Here is a 26,744-nt window from a genome sequence, read left to right as displayed (position 1 = left end):
CATAGGATGTACCAACTGGGAGGTGACGGGCTTGGCGATGTTTCGACCCCGTCGGCGTTGGAGAAACCCGCTTTCCCGAACCAAAGCCTTCATGATCGCGTTGGTCATCTTTCTGGTCATGACCATCCAGTCATTGGTATTCCTTGAAAAGCGGCTGGAGCCCACGCTTTTGATTCTCGCCTCGCAAAAGGCTGAGCAACTCGCAAAAGATGCGATTACAGATGCTGTGACCAAGCGGATTTCCCAACAAGGTGTCGACTTTAATCAGATTGTCATGATCGAGAAAGACAATGAGGGGCGAATTCAGGCATATCAGTTCAACTTTCGAGAGTATGCGCGCATCGTGGGAGAGACCACTTCGCGTGTGCAAAACAAGCTGCAGGAATTTGAGAAGGATAAGGTAGAACGGACGATTCCGTTAGGGTTGGCAACCGGCAACAGCTTTTTAGCGAACATGGGTCCAGAGCTGCCCATCACTTTTGTACCTATCGGGTCGGTGAAGACGAGACTGGAAACGGAGCTGAAAGAGGCAGGCATCAACATGGTGCTGGCTACTGTCTACATCTTTGTCGAGGTGGATTTGCGGATCGTCATTCCGTTTGCGACAGATGAGAAGACCGTAACGACGAAGATACCCATCACCCACTCGCTGATTATCGGTGATGTGCCGCAATACTTGTACAACAATCCGGATGGCAAGCCGGATGTGCCGCGTGCCCAATCAGAGTTCGAGGCACCTCCTGCAAAGTAACGATGGCAGCTTAACAGGAAAAATCCTCTTGCACAATACCGTTGCAGGAGGATTTTTTACGTGTATTGAGTTATTTAGGCGTGACAGAAAGTCGGATGGTTTTCGTGGTTTTCCCTGTTCGGTTCCATTCCAGTAGCGTTTCATACGAATTGTCCGGCGTATCGGGGACCGTGATCTCCAGTGAGGTTTCATGCACCCATTTCACATCGAGGATCGGAAAGACAAAATCTGATGATAATACCTGTTCTGTCACGACGGGATCACCCCATACAACTGCGGGTTCGAGTGTCTCCGTATGGAGGATCATGATGCTGTTGCGAACCAGCTCCGTTCCTTCATTTCGACCCAGGAGGATCGCCAAAAGTCGTTCATCAGGGGAAAAGGAATGGCTGATCCAAAGACTTCCTTCATGTAAAGAAAGGGACTTGAATGCTTCGTCCTTCATCTGCACAAGCACGTGGTCACACAGCTTTGACCCGCAATTGAATCGGATGTCCCCGTACACGATGCCAGTCAGTGACGTAAAGGCTGTTCCCTGGATTCGTCGGATTTCCACCTGTCGTTCTGATGGGGTGTAGGATTCCAGGAACTTGTAGAGAGTCTCCACCTTTTCAACAGGGATCGAGAGCGAGCCCGAATCCAGGGGGAGCTCGATGTATTCTTGCGCATCCGAGGGAGCGCATCCGGATGCCAGAATGGTCAGGAAAAAGAGGACACAACACATGCAGAGCCACGATTTCAATGCCACTTCACCTCCTTTGTGCAGCATGATAGTAAGCAGGATTATGGCTCAACCCGAGTAGTCAAACCAGCCAGAATCAAACATATTGACACCGTGTCAAAAAGTTAATAAACTGTAGTCATAAAATTCTTTATTTTTTATTCAGCTTGCGAAGGAACTGCTTTTCTCCTATCGATAGGAGAAATTACGACCATAAAGGAGAGCGTCTATGTCAAACCACGACCAGCATGTACAGGCGGGAAATGAAAAGAGCATTCACATGGATTTTTCAAAGGACATGTCGTACGGGGATTACCTGCAGCTTGATAAAATCCTTTCCGCCCAAAAACGTCTATCCGATCATCATGACGAAATGCTGTTCATCGTCATCCACCAGACGAGTGAATTGTGGATGAAAATGATTTTGCATGAATTGGAAGCTGCGATTCAATGTATTTGGGAAAAAAATCTCGATCCGGTTTTCAAGATGCTGTCTCGCGTCTCGCGTATTCAACAGCAGCTGATTCAATCCTGGGACGTGCTGTCCACATTGACCCCGTCTGAATATCTGGAATTCAGGGATAAGCTGGGCAAATCATCCGGCTTTCAATCCTATCAAAACCGACTCATCGAGTTTGCTATGGGCTACAAGAGCCCGCGAGCACTGGCAGTTTTCGAGCATGAGCCGGACATTCATGCCCAGCTGAAGAAAGCCCTGGAATCGCCGGGCTTGTACGATGCTTCCATCTTCATGCTTGCTGAAAGAGGGCTGCCGATCGATTCCAGCGCATTGAATCGCGACTGGACGCAGGATTATCAGCCAAATGAGAGTGTGGAAAACGCCTGGCTCGCTGTGTACCGGGATGTCAATCAATATTGGGATCTGTACGAGCTGGCTGAAAAGCTGGTGGATATCGAGAACCGTCAGCAGCAATGGCGCTTGAACCACATGTTCACCGTGGAACGCATCATCGGCAACAAGATGGGCACAGGGGGATCATCGGGTGTCCAGTATCTCAAGCGAGTCCTGGATCACCGTTTCTTCCCTGAACTGTGGAGTTTACGTACAAAGCTATAAGGAAAAGGCAGGTTCTGGACTATTCGCGCAGACGTCTGAACTCTCGCCAGATAGCACCCAAAGCATTGAAATTCCATTTTCGGTTTTTGCCGTAGAGCAGGTTTGTCACGCCAGTCATCATCGTGAGCTGATCGTCGGTATAGGGGTACCAGTTCAGCTCGCGGTTGCGCTTGCCGGGATCATGGATAATGGAGATGCTGTGCGTAAAGGATTGCAGGCTGAGTGGTCCGCGATAGCGGCCGATTCCGCTTTCTTTTACGCCGCCAAAGGGCAGATGGGGATTGGCAAAGCTGATGATGACATCGTTGATGCACACATTGCCGCTTTCCAGCTGTTCCGCCAAATGGCGGGCCCTAGCTCGATTCTCGGACCAGACGGACGCATTCAGGCCGTACGGAGATCGATTGGCCAACTCAATGGCCTCCTGCTCCGTAGAAACACGCATGATGGGTAGGACCGGACCAAAAGTCTCCTCCTGCATGATTTTCATGTCCGGGGTAACATTCGTCAATATAGTGGGTGGCATAAACATGTCATCTGCGGGAAAATTCCCCCCCAGAACGGCTGTTGCTCCCTCGGCAACAGCCTCTTTTACGTGCTGCGCCACAATTTCGCGTTGATCGGGAAAAGTCATGGAGCCTACTTCGGCACCGGTAGGATGGCCTTGGCGCAGGGCTTTTGTTTTTTGCGTGACCAGCTCGACAAAACGGTCGTGCACAGATTCATGCACAAAGACGCGTTCTACGGACATGCAGACCTGACCCGCGTTGGTAAAAGCGCCCCAAACTGCGGCGTTCGCAGCCCGTTCCAAAGGAGCATCGGAGCAGACGATCATCGGGTCTTTTCCGCCAAGCTCCAGTTCAACAGGAATGAGGTGTTCAGCGGCAGCCGCCATGATTTTTTTGCCTGTCCGAACCGATCCTGTGAAAAAAATCTTGTCGGGTCGGGCTGCTACCAGCTCTTGTCCGACCTCACGACCGCCGTGCAGGACACGAATCACCCCTTCAGGGAGAGGGACAGCACGGAATAGCTCTTCGATGATCAAACCTGTGGCGGCTGTTACCTCGGAAGGCTTCAGCACGACGGTATTTCCGGCGATCAACGCAGAGAGGACTGGTATGACTGCAAGCTGGAAGGGATAGTTCCAGGGGGAGATGACTGCTACGACACCCATTGGTTTGTAATGAATGTACGATTTCTTGGGCCAAAGCAGCAGCGGAGTGGGTACCTTTTGCTTGGCCAGCATCTTCTCGGCATGCTTCTCATAAAAACGAATGGTATCGATCGTCACGAAGATCTCGGTCATGTACGCTTCAAAATGAACTTTTCCGGTATCCTGGCTGATGCGTTGGGCCAGATCCTCGCCGTGTTCGACCAAGTAATGACGCAGTCGCGACAAATAGGCGACCCGGTCTGAGAGGGGAGTGGCTGACCAGGCTGGATGAGCGGCACGGGCTTTTTGAACTGCTTGCCTGACCTGATCCGGTGTAGCTTCTTCCAATGAACCCAGGATTTCACCAGTAGCAGGGTTTTGCATAGTAAGGACAGACATAGGTTTACACCTCGCTCATAGGGTACGCTCTAAGATGATTCTAGGAACCGGCTTTTGCTTCTGTCAAGAATAGTTAGAAAAACTTGGCTTATCGCCTAGTCCGATAGCGAAAGCCATAGTTCTTCTCATACTTTCATCCTTTACTGCGTCAGCGAAGTTGAATTTTCTGAAAGTGCAAAAAAGAAGCGGTCATTTCACCGCTCCCTCGCACGTAAGGTTTAACGCTTTTTTAACCGTTCCCAGCGGCGCAAATACGGATAAGGGTCAAATGCCCACTCATTGCCGCCAGTTTCGCGGTACATGCCGTAGTGAAGATGAGGAGGGAATTTGCCCGAAGTCCCAGGCTTTCCATAGCCCGAGCTCCCCACGTAGCCAAGCACCTGTCCCGGCTCCACGATGTCACCCGTCTTCAGCCCCTTTTTAAAGGAAGAGAGATGGGCATAGTAGTGGTACACATTGGACATATCCCGCATTCCGATGCGCCAGCCTCCATAACGGTTCCAGCCGAGCACTTCAATCATGCCGTAGCCCGTGCTGAGCACGGGAGTACCATAGCCGGCGAAAATGTCTGTTCCTTCATGGATGCGGCGTCCTCCCCAGCCGCGTGCTGCACCCCAGGTACTGCGGTAGCTGTAGGTGTAGCGCGGAGGAATGGGAAAGTAGCGTTCATCCAGATCGAGGTGCTGGTATTTGTCATAAATAATCGCAAACTGATGAATCGTTCGGGCCGAACGTCCTCGCTGATAGTAAGACCACAAGCCAATACGAAAATCATCAGGAGTAAACCCGTAGTCGGACAGGAAGTGAATCATGGCTGCCAGGACATCCCGGTCATTGTTGCGATCGGCTATCCCATCACCATCGCCGTCCAGACCCATTCCGCCAAAAAACTGAATCGATGCGGGGTTCGTATCGGTATCATCCGGATTCAAGTCCCCTCCCCATTTCGAGACAGGGATGTCGATCGCGGTCAATCTTTTTGCCGCAGTCTCTGGTTCCGTATTTCGCTTCTTGCGTATTTTCATCGCCCGTTCATATTGATCGATGGCAGCCAGATACGCCCACGGTATCCCGTATGTGGCTTCCATTTGATGAAATAGCTGGAGTCGCTCCTGCAGAATTGGATCGGCAGGCTTGGCGGATGGAGCTGCGCCTGCCATCTCCAACGGCAGGACAGCGGATGCTACGCACAAGCTGATCGAAATGATGAGGCGGAACACTCTCATGCCGTCTCCCTCCACCCAAGGTAGTTTCCTTTGTAGTTTCTGACAGCGACCGTGAATTATCCCAGATACTTTTTGGAAGGGCTTTTCAACGCTTCCCTGCATCCTGTAATATAAAAGGGAAAATATGTTCGTAGTTTTTGGCTGCAGATGAGGAGTTGAGGGGGTTTGCTGTCATTTATTCATACGGCGGACGTGCATCTGGATGCGCCGCTGCAAGCCTTGTCTGATGTGTATGAGCTCAGACAGGATGATTTTCGACGGACGATGCGCCAGATTCGCGATCTTGTGGTGGACAGGCAGGTAGATTTCTGGCTGGTCGCAGGGGATCTTTTGGAATATCACGGAGGACGTCGCTCGACTGCTCTGTTTCTCCGCGATCTTTTTGCCAGTGTAGCTCCGGTGCCTGTATGTATCGCTCCAGGCAACCATGACCCTTGGAGAGCCGATTCTTTTTATCAAAGCCTGAGCTGGCCTGGCAATGTCTACTGGTTCACACCGGAGTGGGGAGCTTTTGAATTTCCGGAAAAATCCTGTGTGGTCTACGGTTGGGGTTTTCCGGAGCCTCATTTCTACGAGTCGCCACTGAACACGTTCCCAGGGAAGTTGGACGGGTACCGGCATCACCTGATGGTTTTGCATGCCCACGTTCTCCATGGCGCAGGGGAAGAGCATCATCCGTACGCTCCAGTCTCCGTACAGGAAATGGCAGATACCGGGATGGATTATATTGCACTGGGGCATATCCACAAGCCCATGCAGTTCTCACATCCTGTCAAAAGGCAGCCATTTGCTGCATACCCTGGAACGCCTGAAGCGATAACGGTCAAGGAAGAAGGTGATCGCTGTGTCCTCTATGGTGAGCTGGACCATACGGGAAAGCTGGTGCTGCAATACGTTCCGGTCGCCCAGCGCAGGGTGAGCAAAAGAGAAATTACGCTAGATGGTGCCGAGACGATGGAGCAGCTGGTGGAACGGCTGCAATGCGAACTGGCGAACGAACCTGTGGAAAATTTGGTGTACGTCACGTTGACCGGCGAGAGGGCAGCTCATTTCACCCCGGCTATTCCCGTGCTGCAACAACGCTTCCGCCATTTTTTCCTCATTCAATTCCGCGATCAGACCTGGCCGGATGTGGATGAGGAGAAGCTGATCTCGGAAGGCGGCGTACTGGGCAGGTGGCTGGCTAAGCTGGCAGAAGCGGAAGCTCAGGCAGTAGGTGAAGAGGAGCGCCAGATCGTCCGGATGGCTCGCAGGGAAGCGTTGGCCCGGATTGGGGGGAATACAGGGTGAGAATCGACGAGCTTCAACTAAAGGGATTTGGCAAGTGGCAGGATGCCGAGTTTCATTTTGCCCCGGGGATCAATCTTTTCTATGCGCCGAATGAAGCGGGCAAATCCACTTTGTTGCAGGGCATTTTCGCTGCACTTTACGGGATGAAGCGCGATTATGTGAAAACTACGCGCTATCTGCCTGAATATGAAAAATACCGTCCGTGGCATCAGGGAGAGTACGAAACGATCGTCACCTACCAGCTGGCTGGCAAGACGTATCGGTTGCATCGCTCGTTGTTGAAGGAAAGAGAACAGGCACGCCTGTTTCTCGATCCCGAATGGACGGAATTGACCGATGTGTATCAGGAGGATCGACGCAAGGAACGCAATTTTGTGGAGAAGCATTTGGGGCTTGGCCGCAGTCTGTTTGCCGATGTGACCTGGATCAGGAGAGAGCCGCTGACAGCAGGTGAGCATCTCATGCCGGCGCTGAAGGCGGAGACGGAGGAAGCCAACCCGATGATTCACAAAATTCTGGGTGAGCTGGATCGTGAAGTGAGCACGATCGGAAAGAAGGAACGGGCCGAAAACACATTGCTGGGCAAGGCATCTACCCTCGTAGCCCAGAAAGAACAAGAACTCCGGCATGCGGAGTCCGTCTCGCACGAGGTCGGCAGGTTGTCCCGGCAGATCGCCGACTGGGAGATGGAGCGAGTGAGGCAGGAGCAGCAGCGCCAGCGACTGCTTCAAGGCAGAGAGCATTGGGCCAAAAAGGATGAGGAATGGCAGAAACGATGGCAGCTCAGCTATACGGCACCGGATGAACAGCAGTGGGTATGGTGGGAGAACAGCGCCCAGTCCCAGGAGGAGCGTAGCTTGCATCAAGGGACGAGACAGGCGCTTAGTCGACTTCAAACGACAATGCAGGATGAGCTTTCCGTGAACCTGTCTAATTCTGTGCAAATCAAGCAGCGAAGTGAACTGGAGCATATACAGCAGGATTACGAACAGGGCGTACGACTCAGGCGTCACTGGGAAGAGGCTCACATGGAGCTGGCGCGACAGGCTGCAGTATCAAGGCTTTCAATCGGGAGGGAAGCTCGACAGTCTTCTGGAGGGGCTGCCTGGCCTTGGGCGATTGCGGTCGTACTGGCGGGACTTGGATGTATCTCCTTTTTATTTGATCAAGCTGGCAGTGGTGGAATTGCTCTGGCATTGGCTTTTATTGCAGCAGGATACGGCTGGTGGATGAAAAGCAAGTCGAAAGCACCACGTAAAGCGACGGACGACGCGAGATCGGAGGAATGGCAGAACATCCAGCAGGAGATCTCTCAGCTGGACGAAAAGCTGGGGATGCTGCTGCGAAAATGGCAAGTGACTGATTGGGATGCGTTTCTGGAGCGAAAAGAAGAGCAGCATCATCAGCTGCGCTCGCACGAATCAGAGCGGTTGACTTCTGAGCTCGCCAAAAAAGAGGAAGAAAGCACCTTGTTGCAAGAGTGGGGAAATAAGGTGCGTACCTGTCTGGCTCGGGAAAAAGAAGCATGGGAAAGTGAGCGCACCAACTGGCAGACGGAATTGTCTCGCAGTGAAGAGCGATTACAGGAGATCAGGGAGCAGATTGCCAAAGCCAATGGGCAGATGGAAGCCCATGAAGGAGTCTTCGTGGCACAAGCCAGGAGTGAATATGAAGACGCGGTGATGAGCCTTGAGCAATTGCAGGTTAGGCGTGAAGCGCTAAAGCTCGCGCGGGATATGCTGCAGGAAGCGCTGGAGGAGTGGAACCGCGACGTCTCTCCTGCTGTAAACCAGCACGCCTCCATGGTGATGGACAAAATTTCGGCGGGCGTCTATCGCGAAGTACGGCTCGATCCACGGGAAGGCTTTGCAGTACGTGTGCTCGAACCCGCCAGAAAACAAATTCTAGAACAGGAGCAGTGTTCGACGGGTACCCAGGACCAGCTCACATTCGCGCAGCGGCTTGCACTCTTGCAGCACGTCAGTCAGCAGACAGAGCCATTGCCCTTGTTTCTCGATGATCACTTTGTTCACTACGATCAAGATCGATTGGAAAGAGCCTTGATGTACCTGCTCGAATTGGGTGAACAGCACCAGATATTCCTGTTTACCTGTGTGGAGCGCGAGCAGCTTTTTTTAGCCAAATGGCTGCGTGCCCATGACAGACATGCCATCCATCAGCTGGCCTAAGGTTTGGGCAAAACCTTTGGAATGGGTAAAGAGGTTGCCCCACCCATGACCAACCTCTATAATGTTCGTAAGGAATAAGTCAGATGAGGAGTGGGCCCTATGTCGCAACGGAAACCCGAGTGGCTCAAGATCAACCTTGTATCAGGCAAAGAACTGGCCAACTTTAAAGAACTGAAACAGACGATGCGGAGCAAGACTTTACATACGGTATGTGAAGAGGCAAAGTGTCCCAATATTCATGAGTGCTGGGCCAATCGGACAGCTACGTTCATGATTTTGGGAGATATTTGTACCCGTGCCTGTAGATTCTGTGCAATCAAAACCGGTCTGCCCACGGAGCTGGATCTGGCTGAGCCAGAACGTGTAGCGGAAGCAGCAGAGCAGATGGGGTTGCAGCACGTCGTCGTGACCTCTGTAGCTCGTGACGATCTGGCTGATGGGGGCGCACAAATTTTTGCGGAAACGATCAAGGCAATACGTCGCAGATTGCCGCTCGCCTCTGTAGAAGTATTGATTCCTGATTTTCTGGGAAACTGGGATTCATTAAAAATTGTGATGGATGCACGACCGGACGTTCTGAATCACAACATCGAGGCAGTACGCCGCATGTCAGACCGTGTACGTGCCCGGGCAAAATACGATCGGACACTCGCTTTGTTGAAAAAAGCAAAGGAGCTGCAGCCGGATGTCCCGACCAAGTCCAGCCTGATGATCGGGGTGGGCGAGACGGTGGAGGAAATTTTGGAGACCATGGACGACCTGCGTGCAGCTGACGTCAATATTATGACAATCGGTCAGTACCTTCAGCCGACGAAAAAGCATCTGGATGTCGTGCATTACTACCATCCCGATGAATTTGCCCGAATGAAGGAAGAAGGCATGAAACGCGGATTCAGCCACGTCGAGGCTGGACCTCTGGTGCGAAGCTCTTATCACGCTCATGAACAAGCCAACGCGGCAAAGGAAACAATCGCTCAAGCCCAATAAGAATGGAAAAGCCACCCATCCAGACCACAAAGTGCAGGATGGGTGGCTTGTTTTACTTCTCATTTAGCGGCTGGAAATGCCGATAGGGGATATGGAGGTATTTTTTGCTTTAACCCCAGCGTGCTTACCATCCGTACCTGTAATGCGTTGAACCAAAGCTCGCACAGGGTGGTTTCCATTCGTACCTGCTACAGAAAACTTGCTGGAACGGCTGGCCAGCTGCGTCATTTCCCTGATGTGTGCTGCGTTGTCGGTCACATGTACTTTATAGTAACGAGGAGAGACGGACATCGCGCTCATTTTCGCCTGTTTTTTGGCTTCGCGAACATTTTTGCCATCTGTCTGCAGTCCGACAAGAACTTCTCGGTCCGTTACCAATACGGTTGAGCGTTGAACACCTGGGCAGCTGGAGGTTACATTGCCAACAACTTGTGCCAAAGCTTCGCGGTCAACATAGACATGATTGGCGTTGTTCATGCCCCTGACGCCAGCTGTGTTGCCAGTCGTATTCTTCACGAATTGGGCATATCCCAATTGAGGCATACTTGTACTCATAGTGCCCATTCCGCGGTTTCCCGTATTTTGGTAAATCGAGTGACCTCTCATGCCGCTGTTGTAGCTGTAATTGCTGCCGATATGGCCGTCGGAAAAGGCATTGTAAGGTCGGCTGCCATTGGTAAAGGCGTTGTAGTTGTTGTTGGCTGCTGTACCCATGCCGGCAAAGCTGCCAGCTCCTGCATTGGAGTAGCTGTTGTAGTTCCCAGCATTGTTCTGGGTTCCTCTGCCATCACTGGTACGGTTGCGCAGTCCATCGATACTCAGGCCGTGCATGCCATCGAAATTGCGCACAGACTGGGTGTTTGTCTTGTTCGGAGTGGTGTAGGTCGGAGCTGCGTTATTACCACAAGCAGAAGCCATCAAAGCGATACCTGCAATTGCTGGGACGAGCCATTTCTTATTCATTGGAACACCTCCTACACGATAGAATGTCCACGGAGTCATCGGCGTTTTCGTGGGAATTTTAGTCGATAAGAATTTTGTTGTTGGGTGAAATATGGTAAGATGGTTGTAGTATGCATGTGTGAGGAGGAAGCGGACTTGATTCGCACGCAAGCCGGTACTTATGAAATCATGGAAGAAAATCGTGATGGCTGGAACCCCGAAGCATTCAAGGAGCGCTATAGCGATATACTCGACAAATACGACTACATCGTAGGCGACTGGGGTTACGGTCAGCTCCGTCTGCGGGGGTTTTATTCCGACGCGAATCGCAAAGTGCCGTTCGAGCAGCGAATTTCCGCTTTGGATGAATACCTGCACGAATTTTGCAACTTTGGATGTCCGTACTTTGTTTTGCAAAAGGTAAAAGGTGTTCTGGTAACGGATGACACCAAGTTGATAGATCAATCGGGATTGGATGTAGAAGCTGATTTCCGGCAGGATCAGGGTCGTGACGAAACGATCCAGACAGAGCGCAAAGAACGCCGCCGTTTTCATCCCCGACAAGGCAAACAGGATCGGGCAGATAGAAATAGCAATGGGAATGGACCTGAGCAACGATCAGCGACAGGTCGCAATGAAAGGTCTGACAAGCCCAGATTCAACAAAGAAAAGTCTGAGCGAAATGGACGGGATTCCTCCAAGGATCGGCGTCCGAATCAAGCACGCCCCAATCGCGAACGAGATAAAGTGTCGAGTGGTTCCAACCAACCCAAGCGCGAATCGTAAACCATGTGGCATCGCTTAACCTTTAGATCATATGATTGAAAAGCAAACCAAACAGCCCCTTTTCCTATGGAGAAAGGGGCTGTTTGCTTAATCTCGCTATCATGGGGAGGCAACAAGATCCTCCATTACCGTCAAAACCCGCCGAATCCGCCAATTCCGCCGGGTCCGCCGAATCCCCCAATCCCACCGAATCCCGAATACGGATAAGGGTAGGGATAGTACGGGTAAGGGTAGGGATACGGATAGGGATAGGGATAGAACGGGATCACGATGACTTCAGGGCTATTTCTTCTCCCGCGGAAAAAAACGGGGTGATATTGATCTTCTGGAATGGTCTGATAATCCTGTTCATGCGTCATGGCCTGTTGTTGGTGATAGTCAGGTTGATAAGGTTGCATCGTGCGATATGCACTCCTCTCGATGTCTGTATGTGCAGTAGCATTATACGGGATATTTGCCCTAGAGGAGCGTTGTCCCCCGTGAAATGGGCGCCAACACGCCAATGCAAAAAGGGAAGAGCATGGATAGCTCTTCCCTTTCATGAGAACAACAGGATAATGGCTTAAATGATGGTTTCCAAAAAGGAGTGCAGCTCTTCTGCTTCAGACTCGCTCAGGTTAAAAGCGTATTCCAGGTAACCTTCTTCTTTCAAATCGTCGTGTCCAATAATAGCAGAACGGCCGTTTTGGATGTTGATGACGAGTTTTTTGCCATAGAAACGATTGGTTGTCGTAATCGCCAGATCAAATCGAGTAGACTCTGCCATGAAGCTGACGAAGCGGGTTTTGGTTTCCTCCACGTCGTCGTACAAATAGAACAATTCTTGAGACATGCGAATCCCCCTATCTCCAGTTGAAATTTGGTTTGTGCTCTGTGTTGTGCAGCGCACGTACAAAGCGAATCGTCTTGGTTTGGGCGCGCATGACGATGGAATGCGTTTCTACCATGTCGTCGCCAAGGTAACGGACACCTTGCAAAAGCTCGCCATCCGAGACACCTGTTGCGGCAAAGATGGCATCTTCTCCTTTGACCAGATCGTTCAAGGTGAGAAGCTGCTCTGGATTGGCCAGCCCCATGCGGATGCAGCGATCCCTTTCCGCGTCGTCTTGCGGCTTGAGCTGAGCCTGCATGTCGCCACCCAGGCATTTGATCGCAGCAGCACTGATGACGCCTTCTGGAGCGCCTCCGATCCCAAGAAAGAGGTCAATTCCAGTCTGTGGCAAACAGGCTGCGATTGCCGCTCCGACGTCACCATCACCGAACAGCTTCACTCGTGCTCCCTTTTCCCGGACTGTGTCGATAATCGCCTGGTGACGCTCGCGTTCCTGGATGATGACTGTAACGTCTTGTATGCGCTTGTTGTTGGACTCTGCAACGATTTCTATCATTTTATCCACTGGATCGTGGAGTTGGATCTTCCCGGCGGCACGTTTGCCTACGGCCATTTTCATCATGTACATGTCAGGAGCGTGCAGCAAAGTGCCACGATCTCCGATGGCGATGACGGACATTGCGTTGTTATGCCCTTTGGCGACAATGGTCGTGCCCTCTAGGGGATCAACAGCCACGTCTACTTCGGGTCCGTTTGCATCCGCATGACCCAATTTTTCACCAATGTAGAGCATGGGGGCCTCATCCAGCTCGCCTTCACCGATGACCACTGTACCCCGCATGTTGATGGTATCAAACATGGACCGCATGGCGCTTGTAGCGGCTCCATCTGCTTCGTTTTTCTTGCCGCGCCCCATCCAATGGGATGATGCGAGTGCCGCCATTTCCGTTACTCGTACGATTTCCAGTGCCAGTTCGCGTTCCACAAGTGTTTCCTCCCTTATTTCATCCCGGCAAAAATACACCACACCATTGTAACATAAAGTACAAGCAGATTCGTGACAGCGTGTACAAATTTGGTATACTGATGGATGAAAAGAGGTGAAAGCCGTGAGCAATTCCTATCTGCAGGAAGGGGAATTGGTTCTTCTCGTCCTTGTACTCACATTCGTCATAACTATATATTATGCAAAAAGAAAAGCCAAAAAGCGAAAGTAAGGAGAATTCCATGTACGACGTAAATACAAAGCGCATAGATCAGGTTTTTGTCCATATGAACAAGATGCTGGAATTGCTGGAAACACTGAATGATCGTGGAAAGGAAGCCGTCTTAGCGGATGAAGTAGCGGTAGCGGCGATGGAGCGGGGACTGCATCTGTCGATTGAAGCCGTCATTGATGTAGGCAATGCCCTCATCGACGGTTTTATCATGCGTGATCCGGGAAGCTACAGTGATATTGTCGAAATCCTTCGCGATGAGCAGGTGATCGACGAGCATCAGGCACGTGTGCTGACCCAAGTGACCGATTTCCGCAAGCACCTGGTCAACGAGTACACCGATGTGCCTGTACCACAGATGCTTGAGGTCGTGCAGGATTCGCTTCCTACCTTGCGTCAGTTTGAACCTGCTGTTCGTGCTTATCTGGACAAAGAGCTGTTTTAGTACAGTGTGCGGATTTTTTATACAAAACGCTTTCATTAGTTTACTAACGTATCGAAATCCGCTACAATAAAGTGAAAGGGCGGTGATACGTATGACAAATGAAGGAACATCCACCCGTGATCAAATCTTGCACATGCTGAAGGTAAAAGGATCACTCTCTGTCAGCGACATGGCCGTCGATCTTGGGATCACGGAAATGGCAGTGAGACGTCATTTGAATACCCTGGAGAGGGATAATCTAATCAAGTCTACGCTTGTACGCCAAGCGATGGGACGCCCAACCAACGTATATTCCTTGTCGCAGGAGGCAGATGAGCTGTTTCCTCGCAATTATTCTCATTTGACACTGGATTTTTTGCGTGATCTGCAAGATATAGATGGATTGTCAAAAGTGGAAATGCTGTTCCGTCGTCGCGAAAATCGATTGGAAGAAACGTACCGGACTCAAATGCAGGGAGACCTAGAGGAACGTGTAGCCAAGCTGGCCGAACTGCAAAATGATAAAGGGTATATGGTGGAATGGGAAAAGGACTCGTCAGGTGACGGGTACCGCATCCAGGAGTTTAACTGTCCGATCTCACAGGTAGCTCGTGAATACAACCAAGCGTGCAGTTGTGAGCTTTCTCTGTTTCGACGCGTGTTGAACGCCCAGGTGGAGCAGACCTCGTGTATGGCCAAGGGTGGAGAAAAATGCGTGTTTGAGATCAAAGAAGCGAAGTAAGCTGAAAAACAACATCCACTCGTTGCTTGAGTGGATGTTGTTTTTCTATAAAGGAGTGCAGTAGAGTGAAATCATACAATGGCTATCTGCTTGATCTCGATGGGACAATCTACCGCGGAACAGAAGCGATAGAGGGAGCCAAAGAATTTCTCAGTCATCTCAAAGATCAGCACATTCCGTATCTTTTTCTGACCAACAATTCGTCTGCTTCCCCGCAGCAGGTGGCTATTCGCTTGCAAAAGATGGGCATAGATGCTTCTCCCGATGAGGTGTACACCTCAAGCATGGCGACAGCCCAATACATGTCCGAACACGAAGCAGGCTGTACGGTGTACATGATCGGGGAGGAGGGATTGCGCCAAGAGCTTGTTCAGCGTGGTTTTGTGTTGACGGAAGAATCGCCACAGTATGTCGTCGTGGGCATTGACCGCACATTTACCTACGAAAAACTGGCGATTGCTGCGACCGCTGTACGTAAAGGTGCCAAACTGATCGCAACCAATCCTGACCCCGCTATTCCGACTGAAAAAGGGCTTCAGCCAGGGAATGGCTCTCTCATTGCCGCTGTTTCAGTAGCAGCTGCAACAAAGCCGATCGTGATCGGCAAACCAGAGCCGATCATCGTCCGCTATGCGCTGGAAAGGCTGGGGACTGAAGCTGCACAGACTCTGGTGGTGGGGGATAACCTGCATACCGATATTGAAGCGGGGGCCAATAGCGGACTGGACAGCCTGCTCGTATTGACTGGTTATTCGACTCGCGAGGATGCAGAAGATCACGCCGTACAGCCGACTTATATCACAGAGGATTTAACTGCGTGGCGGCGAAGAATCAGCAGGGGTGTCTAGACACTCCTCGCGCTGCTTCTGACGATGCGCGATACGACTGGAGGCTGCAGCTGCAATCGCGCCTACGAGATCGTCGAGAAAGGTATGCACACCAGCGCTCTTGTCGTTGAGCTGCTCCAGTTTCCCGTACTTGAGCTTGTCCACATAGCCAAAATTGGTAAATCCGATGCTGCCATACAGATTGACGATCGCCAGGGCAAGCACTTCGTCTACTCCATAGAGCGGTTCATCGGCTTCGATGATAGCCTGGAGAGGCGGGAGAATCCGTTTTTCCTCTGCGAAGATATCCAGCTGGATGCCGGTCAAAAGCGCGTTTTGGACTTCCCGTTTTTTGAGTACGGAATAGACGCTTTCGCGGCAGTATTCCAGGGTTAGATCCGGGATGTAATTTTTTTGTAGAAACATCACGATGTCTGCGATATCATCCAGAGTGACGCCGCGCTGTTTGAGCAGATCGATGACGATATGTAGACAGGACGTACTGTTCAACGGATGATCTTCCATGTTTTCGCCACCTTTCCAGTTATGTACCGAGCAGGCATGAATCTAGTATCTGCATCCAGGTAGGCACCTATCCTACCGCTCTTACATACAATGGGCCATGAGGGTGAAGGTGCGTGAGGAGGTTGGCATCACATGGAGGAAAAAGAATTTTTGGAAGAGGAATACGGATTCGTCATTAACGGATCGCGTGAATCAGGCGCCGGCCGTGTATTGGAAACGGACCAGGGTTTGTTTTATCTGTTTACTGCACCAGCAGGTTACAAATATAAAAGCAAAATGATTCAGCGGGTAAGAAAGCATATCAGCCAGCAGCAGGAGATCGGAATGCTGAAGCTGGTAAAGACTGTCGGGGGTCATACACATACCTTTCATGACGAGCAGCTGTATTATCTGTATCGAGGGATCCGAGAGCTAGAGCAGGAGGACCCTCATTATGCCTGTGGTCAATCATTGGCTCGATTTCACCAATCAACGGCTTCATTCACCGGTGACAAAATTTTTCTTCCCTACAGTTCATTGGGAAGCTGGCCCAGCATGTGGCGGCGAAAGCTCCGCCGATACAACGAATATCGGGATGAACTGGACGATGTGAGGGCAGAGCTTACGTCTATGGATGAGTATTTGCTGACCTGCTATACCTACGTCCATCAGCTGGGAGAAACGGCTGTCCAATATTTGTATGCGGCAGGCTACGACAAGGTCGTAAAAGAGACGGCTCAGTTTGGAAAAGTAGCCTACCAAAATTTTGATCAAGGGTTTATGCTTTGGAATGAAAAGAAAAGCAGACTGATGGCTGGGGAATGGGACTGGGTGTTCGACATGCGCACCCGTGATATTGGACAGTGGTTAAAGGCAGAGAGCAGGCGCAACGGATGGCAGGATGAGACGGCGATCCGCTTCCTCGACGGGTACAACGATGTATCTCCTCTGCTCGATAGCGAATATGCCATTATCTATGGTCTTATGCTGTATCCGGGCCGTTTCCTCAAGCTGGTGGAGTCGTATCATGAGATTCCGGAAGAAGAACGCGCTGATGTAAACGCAGAAGTCTGGCATTCGCATTTGGAAGACGAGCTTGTTCACATGGAAACTGCACTCCGTCGGTATCCCCAGATGATCGCACAACAGTACGGCACGTCCATTCCACACATTGACTGGTTGTGGAGGTTGGAAGATGAAAATACCACTCAAAATCGTGACGAGGCTCAAAGCGAATAAAGCCATCGGGTTGAGGCTGATACAGCTGACAGCACAGACACGGCGGTTAATGGAAAAGCGGAAATGCTCGCTGTTGAAACCGACGGCCGTGTCTGTCGCTGTGTCCCAAAAGAAAACCGGTGACAAGGCACTGTCGCTGTTCGTCTTCGTCCACGTGCTGATTGGAAAGGAGCCGTTCCCCTCATGATGAGTACTATACTCTACAGTGTAGTCGGCCTATTGCTGGCAATCGTTGTCATCATTGCACTGATCGCATTCCAAGTTACCTGGAAACTGACGCACCCCAAGCGAAAGCCGCTGGATATGGACCCGAAGGATTTTGGGCTGGAACATGTGGAGAACGTACGATTTTCCAGCAGAGAAGCAGGGATTTCGCTGGCAGGCTGGTATATGTCTGCCGAGCGTGAGACGGGACATTCACGCAAGAAAACCTTGATTTTTTCGCATGGCTACAGTCAGAACAGGCAGGAGCCACATCTGCCAGCCTTGTCTTTGGCCGCACAGCTGGTAAAGGATGGCTACGACGTGCTCATGTTTGATTTTCGCAATGCAGGAGAATCGAGTGATGCTTTGACGACAATCGGTCTTCGCGAGCAGCAGGACTTGCTCTCGGCGATCGATTACGTAGAGAGCAGCAGACCGGGACATGCGTTGGGGCTAGTCGGATTTTCGATGGGTGCAGCCACTTCTTTGCTGGTGGGGGGAATGGATGATCGAATTGAGGCGATCGTTGCGGATTCGCCGTTTTACTCCCTGCGAGAATATCTGGAAGAGAACTTGCCAAAATGGACGGGCCTGCCACGATTTCCTTTCAACTGGTTTATTTTGACGCTAAGTCCGATCCTGCTGGGCGCCAATCCACGTGAAGTAAAGCCTTACGAAGCTGTAAAACAGGCGAAAAAGCCGATATTTTTCATTCATGGAACCGGAGATGAAACCGTGCCTTGCCAGAACAGCGAGCGGCTTCGTGCCTTGGCGACGAATGAGCAAACGGAGCTCTGGCTGGTGCCCAAGACGGGACATGTACGCAGCTATGCCCGTTACCCGGAAGAGTACGGGCAAAAAGTGATTCACTTTTTTAACGAGGTTCTTTGAGAATGAAAAAAGCAGCTAAGCGGAAAAATCCGTTAGCTGCTTCTACGCCTGTATCGGCTTAGAATACTTGTTGTACTTCCTTAATACCAGGGATTTCTTCAATCAGAGCGCGTTCAATCCCGGCTTTCAGGGTGATCGTGGATGATGGGCAGCTACCGCATGCTCCCATCAGGCGCAGTTTCACGATGCCATCTTCCACATCGACGAGTTGTACATCGCCACCGTCACGTTGCAGATACGGACGCAGTTTATCGAGTACTTCTTGTACTTGATCCATAACTTCCATGCTACATTCACTCCTTTCCCAGCTTCTCCTTTATTATAATCATTACGCGATGATAAATCCACGCCTTACATGCCTGGTCTACACTTTGGATGGCAATATGCTTCTTGTATGCAGTGTATCCCCTTTTCAACGAAATCACATGTTATAATAGACAAGAAAAAAGAACTTTGTGATAAGGAGTCATTGACGTGAACGTATATCGGAATGTCAAGGAACTGATCGGAAACACGCCCATTGTGGAAATTACACAGTTTGAACTGCCAGAGGGAGTTCGCCTGTTTGCCAAATTGGAGTATTTCAATCCTGGCGGCAGCGTCAAGGACAGATTGGGAATGGAGCTGATCCGGGCGGCAGAAGAGAATGGACAACTCAAGCCTGGCGGCACCATTATTGAACCTACAGCAGGAAATACAGGTATTGGGGTAGCATTAGCTGCGGTAGGCACGGGTTATAAAGTTATTTTCTGCGTACCGGCCAAGTTTTCCGAGGAAAAGCAAGAGCTCATGCGTGCACTTGGAGCCGAGGTGGTCAATACGCCGACAGAACAAGGCATCAAAGGGGCAATTGCCAAGGCACAGGAGCTGGCGGAATCCATTCCAGGCTCGTTTGTTCCACAACAATTTGCCAATCCTGCCAACCCGGATGCCCATTACAAAACGACCGGACCTGAAATTTGGAAACAAATGGAAGGTCAAGTTCAAGTATTTGTTGCTGGTGCGGGATCAGGCGGTACGTTCATGGGTGCAGCTCGTTATTTGAAGGAGCAAAATCCTAGCATTAAAACCGTGATTGTCGAACCAGAAGGCTCTATTTTGAATGGCGGCGAATCCGGTCCACATAAAACAGAGGGCATTGGAATGGAATTCTTGCCACCTTTCATGGACACCAGCTATTTCGACGCGATCCACACCATTCTGGATGTCGAGGCGTTTGATTGGGTCAAGCAACTGGCAGCCAAAGAAGGTATGTTGGTCGGCAGCTCTGCTGGTGCTGCAATGGCAGCTGCCCTGCGGGAAGCGAAGGAAGCCGCACCTGGTACGAACATCGTCGTGCTGTTCGCGGACAGCAGTGAGCGTTATCTCAGTAAGAAAATTTACCAAGGGGGTATTTAACCATGAGAATCAAAACACGTCTGATCCACGGCGGAATCGAGGGAGATCCGAATACAGGAGCCGTTTCGGTTCCGATTTATCAAGTAAGCACCTACAAGCAAGAAGCAATCGGCGTACACAAGGGCTTTGAATATTCCCGTACGGGCAACCCGACACGCCATGCACTGGAAACCTACATCGCCGAGCTTGAGGGCGGAGCGCGTGGCTTTGCTTTCGGTTCCGGTATGGCAGCACTTTCGACGATTCTTTCCCTGTTCAACAAAGGGGATCATCTGGTAGTAGGGGACGATGTATACGGCGGTACATACCGTGTCATCACCCGCGTGTTCTCCCGATTGGGTCTGGAAGCTACGTATGTAGATACGAGTGATCTGAAGGCAGTGGAGGCAGCCATTCGCCCGGAAACCAAGGCGATCGTCATGGAAACGCCAACCAACCCGCTGCTGAAAGTTAGCGATATTTCCGCCCTTGCAGACATTGCGAAGTCAAAAAATGTACTGCTGGTGGTCGACAATACGTTCATGACGCCTTATTGGCAGAATCCACTCGATTTGGGAGCCGATATCGTGTTCCATAGCGCGACCAAATACCTGGGCGGACACAGTGACGTCGTAGCAGGTCTGGTCGTAGTGAAGGACGCACAGCTGGGTGAAGAGATGCACTACGTTCAAAACGCGATTGGTGGCGTCCTTGGACCGCAGGATTCCTGGCTCTTGCTTCGCGGTATGAAAACATTGGGTCTGCGTATGGAAGAACATGAGCACAACGCACGCACGTTGGCGAAGTGGCTGTCCGAGCGCAGTGATATCAAGCGTGTGATTTATCCAGGTCTGTCCGGTCATTCCGGTCATGAGCTGATTCAAAAACAAGCGCGTGGATTTGGCGGCATGATCTCCTTTGACGTAGGCAGTGCAGAGCGCGCCGATGAAGTATTGGCAAAGGTGAAGTATTTTACGCTGGCAGAATCGCTCGGGGCAGTAGAAAGCCTGATCAGCGTACCAGCGCGGATGACTCATGCCTCCATTCCGGCAGAGCGTCGCGCAGAGCTGGGCATTACAGATGGTCTCGTTCGCATCTCTGTGGGGATCGAGGACGTACAGGACCTGATCGAGGATCTGGAGCAAGCTCTCTCCTAAAGGGCTCAGGAAGCGAATAGGCAGGTGACCAAAGCGATGAGTGTCGAAGTCAAGGTCTACGGGACAGAACAATTATGTGCGAGCTGCGTCAATCTGCCATCTGCCAAGGAAACAGCTGAATGGCTGCAGGCAGCCCTATCCCGCAAATTCGGGAGCGACAGCATTTGCATCACCTACAGCGATTTTCAACAACCACAGACAGAGGAAGACAAAAGCTGGTCGAAGCGTATTATTGAGGAAGATTTGTGGTATCCGCTTGTCGTAATTTCCGGGGAAATTGTCGGTGAGGGAAATCCGAAGCTGAAGGATATTTACGCGAAGCTGGAGAGCATGGGTCTTCAGCCGGTTGTCGAAGCCGTAGATAGTGAATAAAGCATTCTTATAGTAAACGACCAGATGTTCAGCCTCCCACTCGTGAGGGGGTGAAGCATCTGGTCGTTTTATCAGTCGTATTTCTGTCCTATGATGCAGACCATCACGTGCAATGGTTAAAATAGTATGGCGGCGTTTTCAAGTCACAGCGGATAAAGTATTCGACGCTTGGGTAAATCCCGATATGATAAGCCTCTGAGCATTGACGTAAGTGCCAACCAGGAAGTGTACGTAGCAGCCAAGCTGTACGACAAAGCTGGTAAAGTCGTACAAACGGAAGATGTCTCCGTCTACTCCCAGCCGTTCGGCGCTCTGACTCCGATCGACATGGACGGCAACGGAACCTATGAGCTGGTAGGGGAGCAACGCATTGTTGGAATGAATAACACGGACACGGTTTCCCGCATCAATACCGTATGGGGCTACCAAGGCGAAGGAAAGTGGAATCTATGGGAAGTAGAGTACTCCACCTTCCTGAAATAACACCCGGGTGAAGCCATCAACACGATGATCGGCCAATAAGATTAAGTAGTGATACGCTGACAGCCTCCTTTTCACACATGTGGATGAAAAGGAGGCTGTTTGCTTTTTTGCAGCTCGCATGTTCATGATCTCGATCTTAGGACTTGCAAATAGTTTTCTTCAAGCACGTTTTCTTCTGAGACAAGAATATCCATAAATTCCCTGTATAGTTGCTGCAGCTCCTCTTGCTCATTGATGAGCTGGACCGCTTGATCATAGGTTGGTTCATCCTTGTACCAATGGATCTCCATCCACGTGGAGTCATCTTCCTTGCTTTTTAAATGGACAGATTGTTTATCTACAAACCTTTCGTAGATGCTTTCGGCTGCTTTCTGGATCTCGACATACTCTTGCTCCCGGTCAGGCTTAATTCGGTACTTGTATACTTTTACAAACATCGCGGCCTCCTGAGGAACGTCTTGAATCGGTTCTAGCGTGAAGGTTCTACATTCTTTTGTCGGGTCATATAGTCCTTGATGAAGGCGTAATCAGATGGAGGGACGAACGAATGGACAATCCTTTGGCCCGATATTACGAATTGAAGGAAACACAAAAGCTGATAGAAGAAGAGCTGAATCTGTTGCGCAACGAGCTTCTGGAGGCATATGCAGAAGCGGGAAAAGCGGAAGCAGGGGAGTACCAGCTCACCATCAACCACCAGGAGCGGCGGGAATACAACGATGACAAGGTATTCAACGCACTGCCTGACGCATCGTTGTGGCGGCTCATGTCGAGAGCAGACACCGGCAAAATCGCCAGCCTGCTGAAGCTGAACGTCGTACAGGAACAATGGCTGACAGGGACCTACGAGCTGCGCAAGGTACCCGTGTTACGGGTGCAAAAACGTTAATGGAGCATGAAAGAATACGGTCAGGTTGGGCATGAGGTGTGAGCATGCCCAACCCTTTTTTATTTGGGATTACATGAATCAAGAACCAGCAAAAATTTACTTGTTTCTACTTGTCTTTGTTTACAACAGGAATCCAAAGCTCATTGCGCTGTTCTTCAGGCGGCAGGTAACATTCGATGGCTGGCAGGTAGGCGAGCTCGAATGCAGAGGCTGGCAGCCAATCCGCATAGAAGCGTTGCCAAGCAGATTGCATGGCGTCCGGAGCGCCAGGAACATCGAAGACCACCCATGCTGCTTCTGGAAAGTCGAGCTTGACCATGCCTTCTGGAGGATTTTTTTCAGAGACGATGGATAAGATGTAATCGAACTCCTCATTCCTGCCAAAGTCGCCATCGGCACAGACACCCAAAATCCCTCTGATCGGATGGTTCTCCCGGCGAATGTTCCAGAGTGCTTCAAAAATCCCCTGCTTGCTCGCGAGCTCCCAACGCTGTGGCAACACCTGAAAAGCCTCTTTCATGTTGACCTTTTCGCTGACTCCGACGATCTGAAAAGCGTCCAGTTTTTCTACGCGATAGTTCATTTCCACAGCTCCTTTAATACTGATTTGAAAAGACATGCGTGGATAGTCTTTCAGCTTCGTCCCTCGTGCACGCGCTGCTGTCGGAGTGGCTCCATGCATGCTGTGAAAGGCACGGGTGAATGCTTCGGGTGAGTCGTAGCCGTACTTGAGAGCGAGATCGACCACTTTGATCGGACTATTCTGGAGCTCATAGGCAGCGAGAGTTAGGCGGCGCCGTCTGATGTACTCTGCCAGCGAAACCTCCGTAATCGAAGAGAACATGCGCTGGAAGTGGTAGATGGAGCAGCAAGCGATTTTGGCTACTTGCGAATAGTTGATTTCCTCCGTGAGATGCTCTTCGATGTAGTCAATCACATCATTCATTCTCGTGACCCCATTCATTTTCACTGTCATCCTTTCCACAAATCAACGATAACGGATAGCTCCGATGGTCGCCGTGCATTTTTTGCCGGATAATGCTAGGGAAATCTCTTATTCTTAGAAGAGGCCAAGCGTTCATTGCCTCTTTTGAAGTTTCCAGTAATTTTCGCCAGGATGAGCTGTACCTCCTTGCTATCCTGTGCTGCGTTGATTTTTTGGAGAAACTTCTCAGCATCGTTTCCTTTCAGCATTTTTACCTGCTTGCCTAGATAGTCGAGGAAAATCGTATTGTTTTTGGCAATGCGGTAGCTAAAGGGCTCGTCGTCTAAACGATTTCGCTTGTCAATGGGTTCCATGCTTCCTCACTCCTTACTAAATGGGGTAATCTAATACGACCTGTTGAAATCTTCAGTAAAAAAACATGTGATTATGCTTTTCCCTAAGGAAAGTAGGTGTATAGTCAGAGGAGAGAGTAGAGCTTTACCCTTTGAAACAGAAAAGGAGTTGTACCCGATGAGTCCAATGACGCATTTGCAACAGGCCTATGATCGAGCGAAATACCCATTGACCGGTCACCGAACGAGGAAATCAAAATCCACCTGGATGGCGCACGACTCTTGGAGGTTCTCCCTTATTATCAAAAGACGGCAGCCGAGGTTTGCGCTTTGTTCGACAGTGTTTACCTGTCCTTCTACAAAGGAATTGGCGGTATCGCGGGAGCTATCCTCGCAGGAGACGAAGCTTTTACTACCGAATCCAAGGTGTGGAAAAGACGTCACGGCGGAGATTTGATCAGTCTGTACCCGTATATTGTCAGCGCTGACCACTACTTCGAGCAAAGGAAGCATCGTTTTCCAAAATACTACGAAAACGCAATCGAGCTTGCCCAATTGTATAATGAATGCCACGCGATTGTCACTCGACCCGCGATTCCAGTCTCCAACATGTTTCATGTCCATGTCGGAGTGCCAAAAGAGAAGCTGGAGCCGCTATTGGTCACGATCTACGAGGAGACGAATGTTGCTCTGACTCATTATCTGAGAGATGACAAAGAGACGGGTTGTTACTATGAGGTGAGCATTGGAGATCGCTATGATCAGGTACCCAAGGAAGATTTGAAGAGAGCGTTTCAATTGCTGAATGAGAGAATAAAAGCGCTCCAGGCCTAGTGGACGCTCATCGGACAACAGGTGTTTCGATACCTCGTGCCCAATCCCGGATAAAGGGCTCTTGATTTTCATTGAGAGGCTGGGGGAGGCAGTCACGTTCAAAGAATCCGTGTTCACTTGCACGCTGTAGACCTTGTCCTTGTTGGGATATTTCTTGTAACCGTGAGGACCAGAGTAAATTCCGAAGAGGGTCGGATTTTCCAGGACGAGGCCTGATTCTTCCTGAACTTCACGGAGTAGAGTTTCCAGAAAGGTTTCCCCAATTTCCATCAAGCCACCGGGAAGACACTACGTTTCGAACGATCAAACGTTACGAGCGCACATTTCTTCACAAAAAAGAAAACCTATCCGGCTAGTGGGCCAAATAGGTTTTTCAGCTATCCCATATGCTTTTTGTACATCCACAGCTGTCCGCTTTTGATTACGCGTGCCATTTGACCGACCAAAGAGACTTTTCCCATGCTGGCAAAGCCTTCTTTTTTCCCCAGCGAACCAAGGAAGCCCTTGTGCTTGAGTGGTGGCAAGGCAGTAGGGAACATTTCTCCCTTGATATCCAGCTTCAGAATCATGGCGATTTGATCACCCTGAAGCTCTGCGGTTTGCGCACTTGGAGCAATTTCTGTGCTGGCGCAATCCCCTACGACATAGACGTTGGGGTGGGAAGGAATTTGATGGTACGAGTTCAGCTTGGCACGTCCAATGTTGTCTTTTTCAATAGGAAGATTTCGCAGTATCGAGTTGGCCTGAATTCCTGCTGTCCAGACGATGACATCGCTATCTACCGGTTCATTGTGATTGTAGACCACACCAGGCTCGATACGTGTCACGCTAGCCATCGAAACGAGCTGCACATCATGTTCAATAAACCATTGAGATGCATACTCTTGCAGCTTTTTCGGGAATGGACTCAAAATGCTTTGTCCTCGGTCTATAATCCGTATATTCAGGTCAGGACGGCTCTCGCGCAGCTCAGCTGCCAATTCCACACCGCTCAGACCGCCACCAATTACAGAGACGGTACCATACGGGTTTAGACCGTTGATCGCTGTGTATGTGTTACGAGTGGAACGCATGGATTGAATGGAGCAGGTAAATTCCTGAGCTCCGGGGATATCGTGGTATCGGTCCTCACAGCCCAAACCGATCACCAGCCAGTCATAGGAGAGACTGTCCCCGTTGGCAAAACTGATCAGTTGCTCATCCATGTCAACTGCTGATACCTCGCCGTATTTCACCGTCAGGCGTGGATCATTGGGAAAGGCGACGCGCAGATGGGATTCTGGCTGTGTCCCTGCAGCCAGAGCATAGTACTCTGTCTTCAAACCGTGAAACGGCATCCGGTCTACTAGTGTGATCACTACATCGTCCGGCAATTCCGGGGACAGGACTCGCTCAATAATACGAAGACCCCCGTATCCTCCGCCAAGGATCACAAGTCGTTTCATAGAAGGTCTAGTCCTTTCTTCTGTCCGTTTTTTACAGCACCCATTCTATTTTTAGTTCTCTTTCACCAAAATTGCAAGCAGAATCTTTTTCCCGTAATCTCCGCTGGATTTTTACCGAAGACGAGGTACAATAAAGGTCATGAATATGTCTTGGCAATTGGCAGGTGACAAACGATGAAGCCCTTGGTAGAATTTTGCGCGAGCAACGTCGCTTCTTACACACAAGTCGTGGTGGATGCGCTGGAAAACGATCCTGAGCTGGATGTGGACGTGCTCGAATACGGTTGTTTAGGCTATTGTGGAGAGTGCTATATGGAGCCGTTCGCTCTGGTCAACGGAAAACTGGTACAAGCGCCGAGTGCAGAGGCGTTGTTGGATAAAATTAAGAAAGAATTGCAGGATGAGGAAGACATCTACGGCGATTTGCCGCTGTAAACGTAAACCACCTGATCTTGCTTCCTCTTACTATGGCAAAAAAAGAAAAAGCTGATTCCATGTATCTTTCCC

The 26,744-nt window shown here is 50.5% G+C and carries 31 protein-coding genes and 2 pseudogenes; 19 read left to right on the top strand and 14 right to left on the bottom strand.

The genetic code is table 11. The features are described from left to right. Nucleotides 1-22: 22 nt before the first annotated feature. Entirely contained in the window at nt 23-751 is a 729-nt protein-coding gene (yunB, locus tag JZI27_RS16035) for a sporulation protein YunB (protein ID WP_280208248.1), read from the top strand. A gap of 70 nt (nt 752-821) precedes the next feature. On the opposite strand, the gene JZI27_RS16030 is transcribed toward yunB, so the two are convergent. Beyond that, nucleotides 822-1,499: a hypothetical protein gene (locus JZI27_RS16030; protein WP_280208246.1), complete on the bottom strand. Its 678-nt coding sequence runs from the start codon at nt 1,497-1,499 to the stop codon at nt 822-824. 202 nt (nt 1,500-1,701) lie between these two features. Here JZI27_RS16030 and kynA point away from each other — a divergent pair, with 202 nt between their 5' ends. Continuing rightward, nucleotides 1,702-2,550, top strand: coding sequence for a tryptophan 2,3-dioxygenase (gene kynA, locus JZI27_RS16025; RefSeq protein ID WP_280208245.1), 849 nt, complete (start codon nt 1,702-1,704; stop codon nt 2,548-2,550). 19 nt (nt 2,551-2,569) lie between these two features. On the opposite strand, the gene JZI27_RS16020 is transcribed toward kynA, so the two are convergent. Together JZI27_RS16020 and JZI27_RS16015 are read right to left on the bottom strand one after the other, a co-directional pair. Next, nucleotides 2,570-4,102, bottom strand: a complete 1,533-nt coding sequence (locus tag JZI27_RS16020) for an aldehyde dehydrogenase family protein (RefSeq protein WP_251244601.1) — start codon at nt 4,100-4,102, stop codon at nt 2,570-2,572. A gap of 218 nt (nt 4,103-4,320) precedes the next feature. Further along, on the bottom strand, nt 4,321-5,328 hold the full coding sequence (locus JZI27_RS16015; protein WP_251244602.1) for a M23 family metallopeptidase: 1,008 nt from the start codon (nt 5,326-5,328) through the stop codon (nt 4,321-4,323). Nucleotides 5,329-5,493: 165 nt separating this feature from the next. Between JZI27_RS16015 and JZI27_RS16010 the strand changes: the two genes are divergently transcribed. From JZI27_RS16010 to lipA, 3 genes are all read left to right on the top strand, one after another. Further along, entirely contained in the window at nt 5,494-6,618 is a 1,125-nt protein-coding gene (locus tag JZI27_RS16010; protein WP_280208242.1) for a metallophosphoesterase family protein, read from the top strand. Then, nucleotides 6,615-8,807 (top strand): ATP-binding protein, encoded by a 2,193-nt coding sequence (locus tag JZI27_RS16005; protein ID WP_280208240.1) that lies wholly within the window; start codon nt 6,615-6,617, stop codon nt 8,805-8,807. Before JZI27_RS16010 ends, JZI27_RS16005 begins: the two co-directional genes overlap by 4 nt. Nucleotides 8,808-8,906: 99 nt before the next feature. Further along, entirely contained in the window at nt 8,907-9,794 is an 888-nt protein-coding gene (gene lipA / locus JZI27_RS16000) for a lipoyl synthase (RefSeq protein WP_122908907.1), read from the top strand. A 63-nt stretch (nt 9,795-9,857) separates the two neighbouring features. On the opposite strand, the gene JZI27_RS15995 is transcribed toward lipA, so the two are convergent. After that, nucleotides 9,858-10,757 (bottom strand): YhcN/YlaJ family sporulation lipoprotein, encoded by a 900-nt coding sequence (locus tag JZI27_RS15995; RefSeq protein WP_280208238.1) that lies wholly within the window; start codon nt 10,755-10,757, stop codon nt 9,858-9,860. A gap of 135 nt (nt 10,758-10,892) precedes the next feature. On the opposite strand from JZI27_RS15995, the gene JZI27_RS15990 reads away from it, so the two are divergent. Continuing rightward, entirely contained in the window at nt 10,893-11,522 is a 630-nt protein-coding gene (locus JZI27_RS15990) for a YutD family protein (RefSeq protein ID WP_245996763.1), read from the top strand. A gap of 131 nt (nt 11,523-11,653) precedes the next feature. Here the strand turns inward: JZI27_RS15990 and JZI27_RS15985 are convergent, their stop codons facing one another. The 3 genes from JZI27_RS15985 to glpX all read right to left on the bottom strand — a co-directional run bounded on the left by JZI27_RS15985 (nt 11,654) and on the right by glpX (nt 13,339). Further along, nucleotides 11,654-11,920 (bottom strand): hypothetical protein, encoded by a 267-nt coding sequence (locus tag JZI27_RS15985; protein WP_122908910.1) that lies wholly within the window; start codon nt 11,918-11,920, stop codon nt 11,654-11,656. A 164-nt stretch (nt 11,921-12,084) separates the two neighbouring features. After that, nucleotides 12,085-12,354 carry a DUF3055 domain-containing protein gene (locus JZI27_RS15980; protein ID WP_122908911.1) on the bottom strand — a complete coding sequence of 90 codons (270 nt, stop codon included), beginning with the start codon at nt 12,352-12,354 and terminating at the stop codon, nt 12,085-12,087. Between the two features lie 10 nt (nt 12,355-12,364). After that, nucleotides 12,365-13,339 carry a class II fructose-bisphosphatase gene (gene glpX, locus JZI27_RS15975; RefSeq protein WP_280208234.1) on the bottom strand — a complete coding sequence of 325 codons (975 nt, stop codon included), beginning with the start codon at nt 13,337-13,339 and terminating at the stop codon, nt 12,365-12,367. A 242-nt stretch (nt 13,340-13,581) separates the two neighbouring features. Between glpX and hepT the strand changes: the two genes are divergently transcribed. The 3 genes from hepT to JZI27_RS15960 all read left to right on the top strand — a co-directional run bounded on the left by hepT (nt 13,582) and on the right by JZI27_RS15960 (nt 15,585). Next, on the top strand, nt 13,582-14,016 hold the full coding sequence (gene hepT, locus JZI27_RS15970; protein WP_280208233.1) for a type VII toxin-antitoxin system HepT family RNase toxin: 435 nt from the start codon (nt 13,582-13,584) through the stop codon (nt 14,014-14,016). A 91-nt stretch (nt 14,017-14,107) separates the two neighbouring features. Continuing rightward, on the top strand, nt 14,108-14,737 hold the full coding sequence (locus JZI27_RS15965) for a helix-turn-helix transcriptional regulator (protein WP_251244609.1): 630 nt from the start codon (nt 14,108-14,110) through the stop codon (nt 14,735-14,737). Between the two features lie 65 nt (nt 14,738-14,802). Then, entirely contained in the window at nt 14,803-15,585 is a 783-nt protein-coding gene (locus JZI27_RS15960; RefSeq protein WP_280208231.1) for a TIGR01457 family HAD-type hydrolase, read from the top strand. Here the strand turns inward: JZI27_RS15960 and JZI27_RS15955 are convergent. Beyond that, nucleotides 15,547-16,089 carry a phosphatidylglycerophosphatase A family protein gene (locus JZI27_RS15955; RefSeq protein WP_122908917.1) on the bottom strand — a complete coding sequence of 181 codons (543 nt, stop codon included), beginning with the start codon at nt 16,087-16,089 and terminating at the stop codon, nt 15,547-15,549. The genes JZI27_RS15960 and JZI27_RS15955 overlap by 39 nt on opposite strands. Before the next feature lie 132 nt (nt 16,090-16,221). Here JZI27_RS15955 and JZI27_RS15950 point away from each other — a divergent pair, with 132 nt between their 5' ends. Genes JZI27_RS15950 through JZI27_RS15940 form a run of 3 tightly spaced genes read left to right on the top strand, consistent with a single transcriptional unit; the run spans nt 16,222 to nt 18,402 of the window. Next, the gene (locus JZI27_RS15950) at nt 16,222-17,307 is read left to right on the top strand and encodes a hypothetical protein (protein WP_280208230.1); all 1,086 of its coding nucleotides are present in this window, start codon (nt 16,222-16,224) and stop codon (nt 17,305-17,307) included. Continuing rightward, nucleotides 17,264-17,494, top strand: coding sequence for a hypothetical protein (locus JZI27_RS15945; RefSeq protein ID WP_280208229.1), 231 nt, complete (start codon nt 17,264-17,266; stop codon nt 17,492-17,494). Before JZI27_RS15950 ends, JZI27_RS15945 begins: the two co-directional genes overlap by 44 nt. After that, the gene (locus JZI27_RS15940) at nt 17,494-18,402 is read left to right on the top strand and encodes an alpha/beta hydrolase (RefSeq protein WP_122908960.1); all 909 of its coding nucleotides are present in this window, start codon (nt 17,494-17,496) and stop codon (nt 18,400-18,402) included. Before JZI27_RS15945 ends, JZI27_RS15940 begins: the two co-directional genes overlap by 1 nt. Before the next feature lie 58 nt (nt 18,403-18,460). Here the strand turns inward: JZI27_RS15940 and JZI27_RS15935 are convergent, their stop codons facing one another. Then, the gene (locus JZI27_RS15935; RefSeq protein ID WP_122908920.1) at nt 18,461-18,688 is read right to left on the bottom strand and encodes a NifU family protein; all 228 of its coding nucleotides are present in this window, start codon (nt 18,686-18,688) and stop codon (nt 18,461-18,463) included. 188 nt (nt 18,689-18,876) lie between these two features. Here JZI27_RS15935 and cysK point away from each other — a divergent pair, with 188 nt between their 5' ends. The 4 genes from cysK to JZI27_RS15915 all read left to right on the top strand — a co-directional run bounded on the left by cysK (nt 18,877) and on the right by JZI27_RS15915 (nt 21,791). After that, nucleotides 18,877-19,800 carry a cysteine synthase A gene (gene cysK, locus JZI27_RS15930; RefSeq protein ID WP_251244611.1) on the top strand — a complete coding sequence of 308 codons (924 nt, stop codon included), beginning with the start codon at nt 18,877-18,879 and terminating at the stop codon, nt 19,798-19,800. 2 nt (nt 19,801-19,802) lie between these two features. Continuing rightward, complete coding sequence (locus tag JZI27_RS15925; protein WP_280208228.1) at nt 19,803-20,936, top strand: bifunctional cystathionine gamma-lyase/homocysteine desulfhydrase; 1,134 nt, start codon at nt 19,803-19,805, stop codon at nt 20,934-20,936. Between the two features lie 36 nt (nt 20,937-20,972). Further along, a complete protein-coding gene (locus tag JZI27_RS15920) occupies nt 20,973-21,308 on the top strand; it encodes a YuzD family protein (RefSeq protein ID WP_251244612.1) in 336 nt (111 codons plus the stop codon). 168 nt (nt 21,309-21,476) lie between these two features. Further along, nucleotides 21,477-21,791: a hypothetical protein gene (locus JZI27_RS15915; protein ID WP_280208227.1), complete on the top strand. Its 315-nt coding sequence runs from the start codon at nt 21,477-21,479 to the stop codon at nt 21,789-21,791. 122 nt (nt 21,792-21,913) lie between these two features. On the opposite strand, the gene JZI27_RS15910 is transcribed toward JZI27_RS15915, so the two are convergent. Then, nucleotides 21,914-22,228, bottom strand: coding sequence for a hypothetical protein (locus JZI27_RS15910; protein WP_280208226.1), 315 nt, complete (start codon nt 22,226-22,228; stop codon nt 21,914-21,916). Between the two features lie 110 nt (nt 22,229-22,338). Between JZI27_RS15910 and JZI27_RS15905 the strand changes: the two genes are divergently transcribed. After that, complete coding sequence (locus JZI27_RS15905; protein ID WP_280208225.1) at nt 22,339-22,680, top strand: hypothetical protein; 342 nt, start codon at nt 22,339-22,341, stop codon at nt 22,678-22,680. A 106-nt stretch (nt 22,681-22,786) separates the two neighbouring features. Here JZI27_RS15905 and JZI27_RS15900 read toward each other — a convergent pair whose 3' ends face one another. Both JZI27_RS15900 and JZI27_RS15895 read right to left on the bottom strand, forming a co-directional pair. After that, nucleotides 22,787-23,644, bottom strand: a complete 858-nt coding sequence (locus JZI27_RS15900; RefSeq protein WP_183184971.1) for an AraC family transcriptional regulator — start codon at nt 23,642-23,644, stop codon at nt 22,787-22,789. A gap of 77 nt (nt 23,645-23,721) precedes the next feature. Then, entirely contained in the window at nt 23,722-23,979 is a 258-nt protein-coding gene (locus JZI27_RS15895; RefSeq protein WP_122908926.1) for a hypothetical protein, read from the bottom strand. Between the two features lie 231 nt (nt 23,980-24,210). Between JZI27_RS15895 and JZI27_RS15890 the strand changes: the two are divergent. Further along, nucleotides 24,211-24,792 (top strand): annotated as a pseudogene (locus JZI27_RS15890) (beta-eliminating lyase-related protein); the annotation flags it as partial. Nucleotides 24,793-24,975: 183 nt separating this feature from the next. Here JZI27_RS15890 and JZI27_RS15885 read toward each other — a convergent pair. After that, a pseudogene (locus JZI27_RS15885) lies at nt 24,976-25,062 on the bottom strand (NUDIX hydrolase); the annotation flags it as partial. 107 nt (nt 25,063-25,169) lie between these two features. Continuing rightward, nucleotides 25,170-26,237, bottom strand: a complete 1,068-nt coding sequence (locus JZI27_RS15880; RefSeq protein ID WP_280208221.1) for an NAD(P)/FAD-dependent oxidoreductase — start codon at nt 26,235-26,237, stop codon at nt 25,170-25,172. A 174-nt stretch (nt 26,238-26,411) separates the two neighbouring features. Between JZI27_RS15880 and JZI27_RS15875 the strand changes: the two genes are divergently transcribed. After that, a complete protein-coding gene (locus JZI27_RS15875; protein WP_280208220.1) occupies nt 26,412-26,672 on the top strand; it encodes a DUF1450 domain-containing protein in 261 nt (86 codons plus the stop codon). The last annotated feature ends 72 nt before the right edge of the window (nt 26,673-26,744 follow it).

The sequence above is a fragment of the Brevibacillus sp. AY1 genome, assembly GCF_029870785.1.
Lineage (GTDB): Bacteria > Bacillota > Bacilli > Brevibacillales > Brevibacillaceae > Brevibacillus > Brevibacillus invocatus.
The sequence above is the reverse complement of the archived record's forward strand: the minus strand, read 5'-3'. Positions and strand labels throughout refer to the sequence as shown.